Consider the following 12,848-nt stretch of genomic DNA (forward strand, 5'->3'; position numbering starts at 1 on the left):
TGTTTTTATTATGACAGAGGTACCGAAAAAAACAGACCCGCATATTACGGGTCTGTAATACTATCAGTTCTGTTTTCTGACTATCGCGTATTCATCGTCAAGCCTGTAATAAGGGCAAGCATAGTGAGGTTCGTTGAAAAGCCTGTACATCTCGTCCTCGTCAAGGTTGATCTCACATGAATAACATTCCAGTTCTTCGTCATATACATTGTTAACACAACTATCGCACGAAGTGAAACCGGGCTTTTTCTTCTTGTTCATATATCCATCACCTGTTTAAGTACCTCGTTTACCTGCACCAGTGCATTGTAGAGCTTCCCCATATCTTCATCGGATACCTCCGAGAAAAGCTGAAGCAGATCTTCACGGATATCTGTTTTCATCTTTATCAGAAAACTCTCGGCTTTTTCGGTAAGTGATATGTTAACAACACGTCTGTTATCGGGCTGATGTGTCCTCTCGATGAACCCCATATCCACAAGCTGAGCCACTGCACGGGTAGCCTGTTCGTTTGAGGTATTGATCTTTGAAGCCAGCTGAGACATATTCATCTGTCCGCATACCGACAGCGACAGAAGAACTATCTGCTGAGTACGTGTAACATGATATTTCTTCTGGTCGAATGTATCGAATACCAGCTTACGGCTCAAAGGGTATATTTCGTAAAACTGCATAATACAGCCTGTTCTGATCTCATTGTTCATTGATGTATCCTCCCGAATCTTTTTTGTTCTTATCCAACACCTTATTTTGAAAATTTTGGAAGGTGCTGTCATTATTATACTATACAAGAGGAACATTTGTCAATGTACTATGTTTATCAATATTTGATTTTGCTAAACTGTATTTTTGTTAAACATTGTGTTTTGTCATTGAAGATAATCTTCAAGTATGCTTATATCCACACAGCCGGATGTCACATCATATATTATCATACCGCGGGTGACATTATCCGTATCGTTAACAATATAGTCTTTAGTTCTGCTGTTTTCAAACTCAAAAGTTATGTGAATATAGTAGCCCAAGCGCCATGATGCTTCTTTTCGTCTGAGTTCAACGCCTTCAAAGGCTTTTGCTATTTTTTTGATATCTTCTTTTTCGGTGATATCGATGCCTTCTCCTGTTCTTCCGTTGAATAAATGCACTGATCGTATTTGTTCTGAAGGTACATCAAGCATTTTAAAAGGCATGAAGAACCATAGTGCTCCACCGCAAAGCAGTATATTTACTGTGCATAATACGACTGTAAAGATCTTTTTGTGTTTTTTGATAATAAGGACGGTCAGCACTGCGATGACAAGAACAGATATCAAAGCTATAAAAATCAGTATATTCATATTTTCACCTCTTTGAAAAACTATTGCTTTTTATGATTTCAGAAGCAGAGCACCCGATGATATTATCAGGTGCTCCTTAAATCAAAATATTATTTACTGCTGACTGTTTGCTGTATAATTCTCATAATCCTCTTCGTAGATCGCGATCATCTTCAGAAGTTCTTCTGCGTCAAGATGCAGACCCTTTGCATAATCTCTGATCTCAGCCATTGTGAATTTGTCCTCGGAGTTGCCAAGTGTCTTTGCGAACATTGCTGCAGCACAAGCGAGCTTCATGTTTTCGCTCATTTCTTCCTTGCTTACGTAGCTTGCCAGCTTTACAGCCTTATCGATAAGTTTGCTTTCGTCTTCGTCCTTCTCTTTGTACCTTACCGAGACTGTCAGAAGCTCCTTATCAAGGTCGGTCTCATCGATCTTTTCGGGGGCGGGGTACTCAACATCGTCCTGATATTTGAGAGTGCGTTTGCTGTCATCGCTGTCAGCCTTTTCATCGGTCATGATAATCTCATAAAGAGCTGTTACCTGCTGTGCCGCACCGACATCGCCTGCGTCCTTGGTGTCGTCTTCAAAATCCTGATCTTCAAGAAGTCTGTTCTCATAGCCTACAAGTCTGTAGTAAGCAACATTTGCAGGATTGAACTCTACCTGTATCTTAGCGTCCTTAGCCACTGTGAACATAGTGCCGCTCATTTCGGTAACAAGTACTCTTTCAGCTTCTTCAACGCTGTCGATATAAGCATAGTTGCCGTTTCCGTTGTCAGCCAGAGCTTCAAGCCTGTTATCCTTGTAGTTGCCCATGCCGAATCCCAGTACGGAGAGGAATACTCCCTTATCTCGCTTTTCCTCGATAAGTGCTTTCAGTTCTTCTTCGGAAGAAAGACCAACATTGAGGTCGCCGTCAGTAGCAAGGATAACCCTGTTGTTACCGCCCTTGATGAAGTACTTCTCAGCAAGCTCATAAGCAGTGTTTATGCCTGCTGCGCCAGCTGTTGAGCCGCCTGCTGACAGACCTGCCAGAGTTGAAGCAATGGTCTCGTAGTTTGCTCCGCTTTCTCCCTCAAGTTCGATGGTATCTCTGCCTGCGTAGGTAACTATGGATATCCTGTCGTTCTCACCAAGATTTTCAGCCAGCATTGCAAATGCCTGTGTAACGAGAGGAAGTTTGTTTTCATCAGCCATAGAACCGCTGACATCGATCAGGAAAACGATGTTTGAATCAATATCCTGAACATCGATATCCTTAGCCTGCAAGCCTATCTGCATAAGCTTTGCATCACTGTTCCAGGGGCAGTCGGAAAGTTCGGTGTTTATGGCTATCTTGTCGTCGCCGTCGGGATAGTTGTATTCGTAGTTGAAGTAGTTTATAAATTCCTCAGCCCTGACTGCATTAGGGTCGATAGCCTGTCTGTTCTCCAGCATACGTCTTACGTTAGTGAACGAAGCTGTATCAACATCGGTTGAAAATGTTGAAAGCGGATGTTCGGCAACGCTTAGGAAGGAGTTTTCAGCATAGTAGTTGTATTCTTCTGTGTTGATATCTATTTCCGCGTTTTCTGAATAATGGTTTTCAAAGTCATTGTTCTCACTTGTTTTGTTTTCTTCATCTGGACGAACAGTACCTCCGTTATCCATAATAAAATCATTACTCTTTTCGCTTTTTTTCATACCTGATGCATTTTTGTTGCCGCCTCCGCAGCCTGTCATCATTCCTGTTGCCATTATAAGCGAAAGTACCATCGCTGTTATCTTTTTAGTATTCTCTTTCATAGTTATCTTCCTTTCTGTATGTGGATCGAATAATTAATCAATAATGGTCTCAGTTGCAATATCGTCTGTTATTTCATCTGTGCCATTATCGACAGGTTCAGCATACTGAACTGCATCTACCAAATCGGGTATAAGGTCGATAGGAAATTCGTAGTACGGAGTCTCTCTGTACTCGTCATTCTCATCAAAGTAGTTGATATTGAATATGAAACTGTTTTCATACCCTATCAGTGTTACGCCCGAGCCGTCTATCATAGTATCGCCGACTCTGAACGTCTTAGCACCCTCGAATTTCATGTGAGTCATAAAGCCCTCAGTCTCTAAACTGTTCAGCTGTTCAACTGATACTGCCAGGTCAAGAGTTTTTTCCTCCGTACCGGGGGTTGCCATTCCTTTGAGGATTATCCTCGCACCCTCCAGACGGTTGTCCCAACTCTGACGAATATGACCATTGTTGTACATCTCAAATCCGAATGCACCGTCACCTATGATATAGTTGTAATACTGATCAAAGTCGTAGTCGTCTATATCGATAGTTTCCTCGGATGTCGTTTCTTCTGCGGTCGTTTCGTCATCGGTTGGATATTCACTAGTGCAGGATTCCTCTGTAACTTCGTCGATCTTTTCCACAGGTGCTGCTGTCTCTCTCTTTTCTTCTACCTTGCCGCAGCCTGTCAGCATCAAAAGTGCCAGTGCTATTACAGCATATCTTTTTGTTATTTTCATCGTAACTGCCTCCTTATGCATTGTTCCACTCACGCAAAAAGCTTTCCAGGTCAAGACTTGGTGAGTACTTCATTCTGTCAAAATAATAATCGTTCACGTTAAGATTATCCTTTTCAAGATCTTCCGCACCATTGCTGAGAGTTTTCCAGCCGTTCTGGAACACAGCACCGCCATCAATGGTTATCTCTATCTGCGGGGCATTCTCGAATACTATGCTGTAATTGTCCTCACCTGTGCGCTTGAGCGGCAGCAGGTACTCTCTGTTCTCCTGCAGGATATACGGTGTACTGCTGTTCAGGACTATCTCCGATACGACATATTCGCCGTCTTTGTCATACATCGAATTGACCTGTAAAACATATGTTGCTCCGTTTTCTGCTGAAAGCTCTGCATCGATGACCGTTACATCTGCAAAGCAGTCAGTCGATTTAAACACCTTGTCTTCTACGAAATACTCATCGCCCTGCGGAACATAGTCTGCCATGTATGCTACCGTATCGGTAGAATTAAATCGCAGTTGTTCGTATCTGATGGTAGATGTTGCAGCGTCTTCTGCCGCTTCATTTTGCGCTGTTTCACCTGACTGAGCATTATTTGCTTTGTTATCCGTTTTGTTATCGGTCATGTCAGAGTTTTTATTTTTTGATGACGTATCATCTTTTCTGTCGGGGCGTGAGAGCGGAATATTATCCATTGCGGTCTTTGTCTTCTTGGATTCATTTAGTATATTTACTCCCGCAAATACAACTATGAACGCTGCCGCAACTGCTGCTATCTTCATGTATCCGCCCGAACGCTTTATCTGATCTCTGTTTTCTGTGTAAGTTGTCTCTGCCTTTGTTTCTGTTTCTTTTTTGTCTATCTCCTCAGATATCCTGTTCCACAGCTTATCCATATCGGGTGCAGTATCCTGGATATGCTGTGTGTATTCTTCTTTTAAGTTAGCCATAAATACTGCCCTCCTTTACTGTCTTTTTCAGCTTGTTCAAAGCCTGTCTGTATTTCCATGCAACAGTGCCGAGAGGTATACCCAGCGTTTCACTTATCTCCTTAAAGGTCATATCAAGACCTGCGCGGAGGTTGATGATCTCTCTTTCTGCTTCGTTCAGAGTGTCCAGCGCCTGCTTGAAAGCAATGCCGCTTTCTACCTGAACATCAGTAGGATCTTCGGGGTCTGCCTGTTCCTCGGTGTAAATGCCGTCATCGTCTATCGTGTATTCCTCGCGTTTTCTTTTTCTCAGGAAATCGATAGCCATATTTCTAGCCATCACCGTAATGTAGCGCTTGTGTCCCGTTCCGGAACGGTACTGCGCAGCTGTCTCCCACAGTCTTAAAAACATATCGCTCGTCAGGTCCTCAGCGTCCTGGGGACTTTTCACCACTGCAAGCATTTGTTGATATATCAGCTTGCCGTAGCATGAGTAGATGTCTTTAAGTCCGCTCTTGTCTTTACCGAGTATCCGTTGGATACACAGGTCGAACTCCTTGTCGGTCAAATCTATCATCACCCTTCGACATAATATATACGTTTGGTCATATGAATATTTTTGGTGTGATATTGAACAAACTTTGCGCTTAAAATTTATGCAATATCACGATAATGAATATAGACATAATTCGATAATAATTATAACACGGATCTTATCAAAAGTAAAGATATTTAGCTGTTAATAATTAAAAAACGTGTCTTATCAGTTCTTGTATAACAACAAAAAGACCGCACCGGAACAATTAATGTTCGGTGCGATCCTTTTAATATATCGGAAGATCAAACGAGGATATCCGTTATTATGCTTTTTCAGCTCTTGCTTCCTTAGCTGCTTCAACAAGATTTTTCAGGCTGGGGATAGTCTCCTCGTTGCCTCTTGTTTTCAGACCGCAGTCGGGATTTACCCACAGCTTGGAAAGAGGTATACGATCGGTCATCTTAGCGATAGCTGCCTTGATCTCTTCCTTGGAAGGAACTCTGGGCGAGTGGATATCGTATACGCCGGGACCAACTTCTGTACGGAAATTGTTTTCCTTCAGAACATCGAGAATTGTCAGATCGGAACGTGAAGCTTCAAATGTGATCACGTCTGCATCCATATCGTCGATATCCTTGATGATGTCAGCAAATTCGCTGTAACACATATGAGTGTGAACCTGAGTCTCGGGCTTTACACCGCTGTGAACATATCTGAAAGCGGGGATAGCCCAGTCAAGATAATCTTCTCTCCAGTCAGACTTTCTCAGAGGAAGCTTCTCACGGAGTGCAGCTTCGTCAACCTGAATAATGCTGATGCCGTTTGCTTCAAGATCGAGAACTTCTTCACGGATAGCAAGTGCGATCTGGAATGCACACTCCTTGAGTGTGATATCCTCACGTGGGAATGACCAGTTAAGGATAGTTACAGGACCTGTCAGCATACCTTTCATGGGCTTCTTTGTCAGGCTCTGAGCGTATTTCGACCATCTTACTGTCATGGGCTTTGCTCTGGAGATATCGCCCCAAACAACGGGAGGCTTAACGCATCTTGTGCCGTAGGACTGTACCCATGCCTTCTCGGTGAAGATATAACCGTCAAGGCACTCACCGAAATACTCTACCATGTCATTACGCTCAAACTCACCGTGAACCAGTACGTCAAGACCGATCTCTTCCTGAAGTGCTACGCACTCAGAGATCTTCTTCTCTACAAACTTCTCGTACTCATCAGCATCAAGCTCACCCTTACGGAAAGCGGAACGCTTTGACTTTACGTCAGCAGTCTGAGGGAATGAACCGATGGTTGTGGTGGGGAAGAGAGGCAGATTGAAACGTGCTTTCTGAATCTTCTCACGCTCAGCAAATTCGGGAAGTCTTACAAAATCCTTTTCTGTCAGTGCAGCGACCTTTGCTCTTACCTCGGCATTACCGCCTGATCTCTGTTCGCTGTGAAGCTCCTTGTTGCGGATATATTCTGCTGTCTCTGCAGGATTATCAGCACTGAGGATAGTTTTCAGCTCAGCCAGTTCACCCAGCTTCTCCTCGGCATATGCGAAGTGTTTCAGGTAGCTTGCGTCGAGCTTTGTTTCATTAGCAAGTGTGCAGGGAACGTGCAGCAGAGAGCAGGAAGTGCTCAGCACGATGTTTTCTGCATGATTTTTCAGTTCGGTAATGATGCCTACTGTCTTCTCGTAGTTGTTTCTCCAGATGTTCTTACCGTTTACAACACCTGCAAACAGTATCTTGCCTTTTGGGAAACCATTTGCCTTGACGAGTTCAAGAGAGCGCTTGCCCTCAACAAAGTCAAGGCCGATACCATCAAAATCAAGAGCGGTCAGCTCATTGTAGCAGTCGCGTACATCGCCGAAATATGTCTGTAATAGAACCTTAACACCATTCTTGCCTGCAAGTATCTTCTTATACAGAGATACGAACAGTGCAGTGTCCTCAGCTGTCATGTCCTTAACGAGAGAAGGCTCGTCTATCTGAACCCACTCAGCACCCAGTTCAGCGAATTTTTTCAGCAGTTCAATGTAAGCTGCGACAGTTGCGTCTGCAAAGTCGGCAGCAGTCTTTTTGCCGGTGTATCTTGCCAGTTTCAGGAAAGTGTATGCGCCGATAACAACAGGCTTGGTCTTAACGCCGTTGTCCAGTCCTTCCTTGAAAAGGTCAAAAGGCTTAGTGGATGCGAGCTTTATCTCGGTAGAATCGCTTACCTCGGGAACCATGTAGTGATAGTTGGTGTTGTACCATTTCTTCATAGCCAGTGCTTTAACGTCACCCTTTTCACCCTGATATCCTCTTGCTGCTGCAAAGAATGTATCCAGTGAGGAAAGACCTAGACTTGTATATCTCTCCGGTACTGCATTCAGCAGGAAAGAAGTATCAAGCATACCGTCATAGAACGAGAAGTCGTTGGACGGGATAAAGTCCAGTCCGCTTTTCTTCTGGATATCCAGATTGTAAAGACGGATAGCTTTTGCTGCTTTTTCCAGTTCGTCAGCTGATATTTCTTTTCTGAAATACTTTTCACTTGCGAATTTCAGCTCACGAAGATTTCCTATGCGGGGATAACCAATAATTGATGTATTCATTTCCTATTCCTCCGATATGTTTTATTGTATTTATATTATAACACACTTTTTTGAAATAGAAAAGTACTGTTTTTTTATGCTGTGATATAGGTAAAAACTATATCGGTATTCTGATGTTCTGCATGGTGTTATTTTACTCATTAACTATTATACTTATTTGGTATAATTAACCTTTGTTGATAGAATAAATCATTATAAATAGAGCATATGTGAGAATTTGTTTCTTGTTGTCTTTACTTTTGCGAGATAATGTGGTATACTATATAATATATTTATATGTAGAAAGGAAAGTATAAAATGAGCGAAGAATGTACACACGATTGCAGCAGCTGTTCGGCTGACTGTTCATCGAGATCTCAGGGTATTGAGAAAGCTGCCCCTCATTATATGTCAAATGTAAAGAAGGTCATTGCTGTTGTCAGCGGTAAGGGCGGTGTCGGCAAATCACTGGTGACATCTCTGTTGGCTGTTGATTTCGCAAGAAAGGGCTTCAAGACGGCTGTCCTTGATGCTGATATCACCGGCCCTTCAATTCCTAAGATCTTTGGCATAAACGAAAGACCCGTTACAACTGAAGACGCACTTTTCCCTTGCGAAAGCGAATTTGGCACAAAGGTAATGTCCATAAATCTGCTTATGGAGAATACCTCTGACCCTGTTATCTGGCGCGGACCTGTTATAGCAGGTGCTGTTACTCAGTTCTGGACTGATGTTGCCTGGGGCGATGTTGACTATATGTTCGTTGATATGCCTCCCGGAACAGGCGATGTACCTCTGACTGTTTTTCAGTCTCTGCCTGTTGATGGCATCGTAATCGTAAGTTCGCCTCAGTCGCTGGTATCTCTGGTCGTAGAGAAATCCGTTAAGATGGCTAAGATGATGAATGTTCCTATACTGGGTCTTATCGAGAATATGAGCTATCTCAAATGTCCTGACTGCGGCAAGGAGATCAAGGTCTTCGGTGACAGCCACGTTGATGAGATCGCTAAGGAGTACGACCTGAAAGTACTTGCCAAGCTGCCTATCGATCCGCTTACAGCAACTCTTTGCGACAGCGGTAAGATCGAGATAATCGAGAACGATACTATCGCCGCTTTCAAGGATATAAAATTCTGATAATTGCGTAACGTAAGAAAAATGCTCTCCCGGATTGTACGGAAGAGCATTTTTTATTTGTCGTTTACCAAGTTGCTTATCCAGATCCCTGAACGGACCATGAAGAAACCTATAACTACTTTTATTATTTCAGAGAAAGTTATAATTGTAAACATCGGGTGTATATCCATTTTGGTAAAGTGTCCTATGATGAAAGCACTCGGTATCACAAACACCCATGTGAATACAAAATCAAACAGGAAAGTCAGACCTGTTTTTCCGCCGCTTCGCAGTGTGAAATAGCAGGCGTGAGTGTATGACCACAACGGCATTGCGATAGCCTGAATTATTATCATGAAGCTTGAAAGGGCTTTTACATCATCACTTGTTTTGTAGATCTGTGGAAAAAGCGGTGCCAGAGGTATGATCGCAAGTGCGAGTATCAACGTTGAAGCAACGCTGAAAAACCTAAGCTTGTCGTCCGTGCTTTTCGCTTGTTCAAGCTTGTTTGCTCCAAGTTCCGCGCCGACGATTATACCAATACACGCACCAAGCTGAATGAATACCACGCTGAACAGATTGGTTATCGTACTGCTGATGTTTCTTGCGGCAACAACGTCAAGTCCTCTCTCTGAATAGCACTGTGCCAGTACCGACATTCCTGCAGCCCAGAGAAATTCGTTTATCAGCAGGGGAGATCCTTTTATCACCATGGCGCGAACCAGCTTCGATGGTATGTGCATACTTTTGAAAAGACTCACGGCGTATGGATTTCTTTTTGGATTTGTATGAGTCCAGAGTATCACTACACCCGCTTCTATCACCTTGGCGATAACCGTGGCAACAGCCGCACCTTTTACTCCCATTTCAGGCATACCAAGTTTTCCGAAGATAAGTCCGTAGTCAAGTACAAGGTTCACGCCGACCGCTGTCATTGAACTTATCATTGGTATAGTGGTAATGCTGCACTCACGCAGAGTGCTTGAATATGCTTGTCCAATTCCGAATGGTATCAGTCCTATTATCATTATTCCCATATAGTCCTTTGCGCTTTTTATGGTAAGGGCTATCATTTCGGGGCTGTCTTCCTCGCTGATGAAAAGTTCGATCAGCTGTTCATCGAAAAAGCTGAGTATAAATGCACCTACACCTATGGTTATGGCGCATATCATTAGCTTGAACCGCATCGTATACCTTATACCGTCATTATCGCCTTTTCCGAAAAACTGAGCCCCAAAAATGCCGGGACCTGCAACCGCGCCAAACACGGTTATATTGAAAACGAATATGAACTGATTTACGATAGATACTCCGCTCATCTGTTCAGTGCCTATCTGTCCTACCATGATGTTATCTATCATGCTGACAAAATTAGTGACAAGATTTTGAAGTATCATCGGTATGACTGTTATTAGAACACGTTTATAGAATGCTTTGTCGCCTATATATTTTTCTTTGAATTTTGTAATCATTTCTAACTCCTTTTTGGTGATAAGGGGAATTATAACACAGTTCGAGAGAAAATGCAAGTCAGTACTTGATATATTTAGAGTTTATTCTGTTAAATTTCATTTCGCACTTGACAAAAGAGCGAAAATGTAGTATCATTATTTAATAGTATAGATAAATGCTGTGACGGAGCAAAGTAGTCGGGTTAGCGTGTTTTCAGAGAGTCTGCGGAAGGTGTGAGCAGACAGCGTCCCATGATGAAGTTACTCTCCCGAGCTTTTGGCTTGAAATTTCAGTAGGGCTGAACGTTCCCCGCGTTAAGGGCAATGAGGTCGGCGTATGCCGATAAACTGAGGTGGTACCGCGTAAATTTCGCCCTCGGAGGACTTAGTGTCCTTCGAGGGCTTTTTTGATGCTTGTAAAGCGAGGTGTCGTTTGATGAACAGTATCAGGCTTGTTAAGGCAAATGCAGAAGACGCTTCGCTTGTGCAAAGGTTGCAGCGTGAGGCTTTTATGCCGCTGTATGAACGATACCACGATGACGGTACTTCTCCTGCGTTTGAAACTGTCAGCGGTGTTGCCGAAAAGATAGCTTATTCGGATTTTCTGATAATATACCTTGATGATACCCCTGTTGGCGGAGTAAGGGTTCGGCGTTTTGAAAATGATGGTGAAGTCGCAAGGAATATCAGCCCGCTGTTTGTTATTCCCCAATATTGGGATAAGGGTATCGGTTCAGAGGTCATGAAAGTGCTTTTTGATACCTATTTTGATGCTGACAAATGGACGCTTGCTACCATCGAAGAAGATGTAAGGAACTGCCATTTTTACGAAAAGCATGGTTTTATACCCACAGGTACGAGATCTGTCATAAACGAAAGAATGACTATCATCGGTTATGAGAAGAGATGCTGAATAAATATTTCGGCTGTTATTTGTAAGATATGGAATACATCAAAGCTAAGACTATTCTGCAAAAGTGCAAGGATAGCTCATGGTTCGGCAATGATTACAATATGAACCTGTACCACGGCTGCTGTCACGGTTGCATATATTGTGACAGCCGAAGTGATTGTTATCAGATAGAGGATTTTGACAAGGTCCGTGCCAAAGATAATGCGCTTATGATACTCCGTGATGAACTTCGCAGGAAAGTTAAGACAGGCGTTATCGGTACAGGTTCGATGTCCGACCCATATAACCCTTTTGAACGTGATGAAAGACTCACGGTAAAATCGCTGATGCTTATAGATGCCTACGGCTTCGGGATAACGGTGATAACCAAATCTCCGCTGATAACAAGGGATATCCCTCTGTATAAGCAGATAGCTGAACATTCACCTGTACTATGTAAAATGACGATAACCACCGCAGATGACAAGCTTTCGCGGTTAGTTGAACCGCGTGTGGCTGTCTCTTCCGAAAGGTTTGATGCACTTGCCAGGATATCCGATGAGGGAGTGTTCACCGGTATTACATTGATGCCTGTTCTGCCTTTTATCGAAGATACTGAGGATAACATAAGGACGATAGTTCGCAGAGCACATGAATGCGGAGTTCGGTGCATATATCCTGCTTTCGGAATGACGCTTCGCTCAGGCAACAGGGAGTATTTTTACCAAAAGCTAAACGAAAGCTTCCCGGGGTTGAAAGATCAATATATTCGCAGATACGGCAACAGATATGAATGCCCGTCACCGAATGCTAAAAAACTTTGGCAGGTGTTCACAGAAGAATGCGCAAGGTACGGCATACTTTATGAGATGAAAGCAATTATTAACGCATATAAAGCAGGGTATGAAGACGGTCAGCTTAGCTTTTTTGACTGACTATACCCACTGAAAGGTTGTGATAAAAATGATATCTACCGCAGATGTCATTGTTTATGTGAAAGAGAGGGCTGTCTGATGTTCAGAGAAATGCTGAGAAAGAAACAAGCCCTTACAGATGAAGAATGTATAGCAGTATTAAAATCTGAAAAAAGGGGTGTCCTTTCTGTTCTTGGTGACGATGACTACCCATATGGTATGCCCATAAATCATTTTTATTATGAAGAGGATGGACATATTTATTTTCACGGTGCTAAGTTTGGTCACAGGGTCGATGCAGTGAAGCGACATGAAAAGGTCAGCTACTGTGTTTACGATGAGGGCTATCGCAAAGAAGGCGAATGGGCTCTGAATATAAAAAGCGTTATTGTTTTCGGCAGGCTTGTTCCCGTGGAAGACGAAGCTAAGATGATTGACATCTGTAGAAAACTCAGCCATAAATTCACAGATGACGAAAGCTACATCGAAAGTGAGATCAAGAGGGCGGGTTTCCGTACATTTATGTACGAGCTTGTTCCCGAACATATGACAGGCAAGCTGGTAAATGAGGCGTAATTCTACAGTAAATAACATAAGTAAAAAT

At 43.0% G+C, this 12,848-nt stretch carries 13 protein-coding genes and 1 other annotated feature; of the genes, 4 read left to right on the plus strand and 9 right to left on the minus strand.

Going from position 1 to position 12,848, the window contains the following annotated elements; all coding sequences use genetic code 11:
* Positions 1-63: 63 nt before the first annotated feature.
* From N773_RS0103405 to metE, 8 genes are all read right to left on the minus strand, one after another.
* Positions 64-261, minus strand: coding sequence for a DUF6472 family protein (locus N773_RS0103405; RefSeq protein ID WP_024856461.1), 198 nt, complete (start codon positions 259-261; stop codon positions 64-66).
* Complete coding sequence (locus N773_RS0103410) at positions 258-704, minus strand: MarR family transcriptional regulator (protein WP_024856462.1); 447 nt, start codon at positions 702-704, stop codon at positions 258-260. The genes N773_RS0103405 and N773_RS0103410 overlap by 4 nt, the downstream gene beginning before the upstream one ends.
* Positions 705-869: 165 nt before the next feature.
* Positions 870-1,337, minus strand: coding sequence for a hypothetical protein (locus N773_RS0103415; protein WP_024856463.1), 468 nt, complete (start codon positions 1,335-1,337; stop codon positions 870-872).
* Between the two features lie 93 nt (positions 1,338-1,430).
* Entirely contained in the window at positions 1,431-3,104 is a 1,674-nt protein-coding gene (locus tag N773_RS0103420) for a vWA domain-containing protein (protein ID WP_024856464.1), read from the minus strand.
* A 33-nt stretch (positions 3,105-3,137) separates the two neighbouring features.
* Positions 3,138-3,830 carry a hypothetical protein gene (locus N773_RS0103425; protein ID WP_024856465.1) on the minus strand — a complete coding sequence of 231 codons (693 nt, stop codon included), beginning with the start codon at positions 3,828-3,830 and terminating at the stop codon, positions 3,138-3,140.
* A 13-nt stretch (positions 3,831-3,843) separates the two neighbouring features.
* A complete protein-coding gene (locus tag N773_RS0103430) occupies positions 3,844-4,779 on the minus strand; it encodes a hypothetical protein (protein WP_024856466.1) in 936 nt (311 codons plus the stop codon).
* Positions 4,772-5,335 carry an RNA polymerase sigma factor gene (locus N773_RS0103435; protein WP_024856467.1) on the minus strand — a complete coding sequence of 188 codons (564 nt, stop codon included), beginning with the start codon at positions 5,333-5,335 and terminating at the stop codon, positions 4,772-4,774. Before N773_RS0103435 ends, N773_RS0103430 begins: the two co-directional genes overlap by 8 nt.
* A gap of 283 nt (positions 5,336-5,618) precedes the next feature.
* Positions 5,619-7,892 (minus strand): 5-methyltetrahydropteroyltriglutamate--homocysteine S-methyltransferase, encoded by a 2,274-nt coding sequence (gene metE / locus N773_RS0103440; RefSeq protein WP_024856468.1) that lies wholly within the window; start codon positions 7,890-7,892, stop codon positions 5,619-5,621.
* A 297-nt stretch (positions 7,893-8,189) separates the two neighbouring features.
* On the opposite strand from metE, the gene N773_RS0103445 reads away from it, so the two are divergent.
* Entirely contained in the window at positions 8,190-9,008 is an 819-nt protein-coding gene (locus N773_RS0103445) for an Mrp/NBP35 family ATP-binding protein (protein ID WP_024856469.1), read from the plus strand.
* A gap of 53 nt (positions 9,009-9,061) precedes the next feature.
* On the opposite strand, the gene N773_RS0103450 is transcribed toward N773_RS0103445, so the two are convergent.
* Entirely contained in the window at positions 9,062-10,459 is a 1,398-nt protein-coding gene (locus N773_RS0103450) for an MATE family efflux transporter (protein ID WP_024856470.1), read from the minus strand.
* A 151-nt stretch (positions 10,460-10,610) separates the two neighbouring features.
* Positions 10,611-10,819 (plus strand) — a binding site (T-box leader).
* Between the two features lie 55 nt (positions 10,820-10,874).
* Here N773_RS0103450 and N773_RS0103455 point away from each other — a divergent pair.
* The 3 genes from N773_RS0103455 to N773_RS0103465 all read left to right on the plus strand — a co-directional run bounded on the left by N773_RS0103455 (position 10,875) and on the right by N773_RS0103465 (position 12,820).
* Positions 10,875-11,351, plus strand: a complete 477-nt coding sequence (locus N773_RS0103455) for a GNAT family N-acetyltransferase (RefSeq protein WP_024856471.1) — start codon at positions 10,875-10,877, stop codon at positions 11,349-11,351.
* Between the two features lie 29 nt (positions 11,352-11,380).
* Positions 11,381-12,265 (plus strand): SPL family radical SAM protein, encoded by an 885-nt coding sequence (locus N773_RS0103460; RefSeq protein WP_024856472.1) that lies wholly within the window; start codon positions 11,381-11,383, stop codon positions 12,263-12,265.
* Positions 12,266-12,343: 78 nt separating this feature from the next.
* On the plus strand, positions 12,344-12,820 hold the full coding sequence (locus N773_RS0103465; protein WP_024856473.1) for a pyridoxamine 5'-phosphate oxidase family protein: 477 nt from the start codon (positions 12,344-12,346) through the stop codon (positions 12,818-12,820).
* Positions 12,821-12,848 lie beyond the last annotated feature (28 nt).

It is taken from the genome of Ruminococcus albus AD2013 (assembly GCF_000526775.1).
In the GTDB taxonomy this organism is placed as follows: Bacteria; Bacillota; Clostridia; order Oscillospirales; family Ruminococcaceae; genus Hominimerdicola; species Hominimerdicola alba_A.

Excerpts from the sequence above, each read along its gene's own strand:
- N773_RS0103405 (WP_024856461.1), bottom strand. The coding sequence starts at position 261 with ATGAACAAGAAGAAAAAGCCCGGTTTCACTTCGTGCGATAGTTGTGTT.
- N773_RS0103410 (WP_024856462.1), bottom strand. The coding sequence starts at position 704 with ATGAACAATGAGATCAGAACAGGCTGTATTATGCAGTTTTACGAAATA.
- N773_RS0103415 (WP_024856463.1), bottom strand. The coding sequence starts at position 1,337 with ATGAATATACTGATTTTTATAGCTTTGATATCTGTTCTTGTCATCGCA.
- N773_RS0103420 (WP_024856464.1), bottom strand. The coding sequence starts at position 3,104 with ATGAAAGAGAATACTAAAAAGATAACAGCGATGGTACTTTCGCTTATA.
- N773_RS0103425 (WP_024856465.1), bottom strand. The coding sequence starts at position 3,830 with ATGAAAATAACAAAAAGATATGCTGTAATAGCACTGGCACTTTTGATG.
- N773_RS0103430 (WP_024856466.1), bottom strand. The coding sequence starts at position 4,779 with ATGGCTAACTTAAAAGAAGAATACACACAGCATATCCAGGATACTGCA.
- N773_RS0103435 (WP_024856467.1), bottom strand. The coding sequence starts at position 5,335 with ATGATAGATTTGACCGACAAGGAGTTCGACCTGTGTATCCAACGGATA.
- metE (WP_024856468.1), bottom strand. The coding sequence starts at position 7,892 with ATGAATACATCAATTATTGGTTATCCCCGCATAGGAAATCTTCGTGAG.
- N773_RS0103445 (WP_024856469.1), top strand. The coding sequence starts at position 8,190 with ATGAGCGAAGAATGTACACACGATTGCAGCAGCTGTTCGGCTGACTGT.
- N773_RS0103450 (WP_024856470.1), bottom strand. The coding sequence starts at position 10,459 with ATGATTACAAAATTCAAAGAAAAATATATAGGCGACAAAGCATTCTAT.
- N773_RS0103455 (WP_024856471.1), top strand. The coding sequence starts at position 10,875 with ATGAACAGTATCAGGCTTGTTAAGGCAAATGCAGAAGACGCTTCGCTT.
- N773_RS0103460 (WP_024856472.1), top strand. The coding sequence starts at position 11,381 with ATGGAATACATCAAAGCTAAGACTATTCTGCAAAAGTGCAAGGATAGC.
- N773_RS0103465 (WP_024856473.1), top strand. The coding sequence starts at position 12,344 with ATGTTCAGAGAAATGCTGAGAAAGAAACAAGCCCTTACAGATGAAGAA.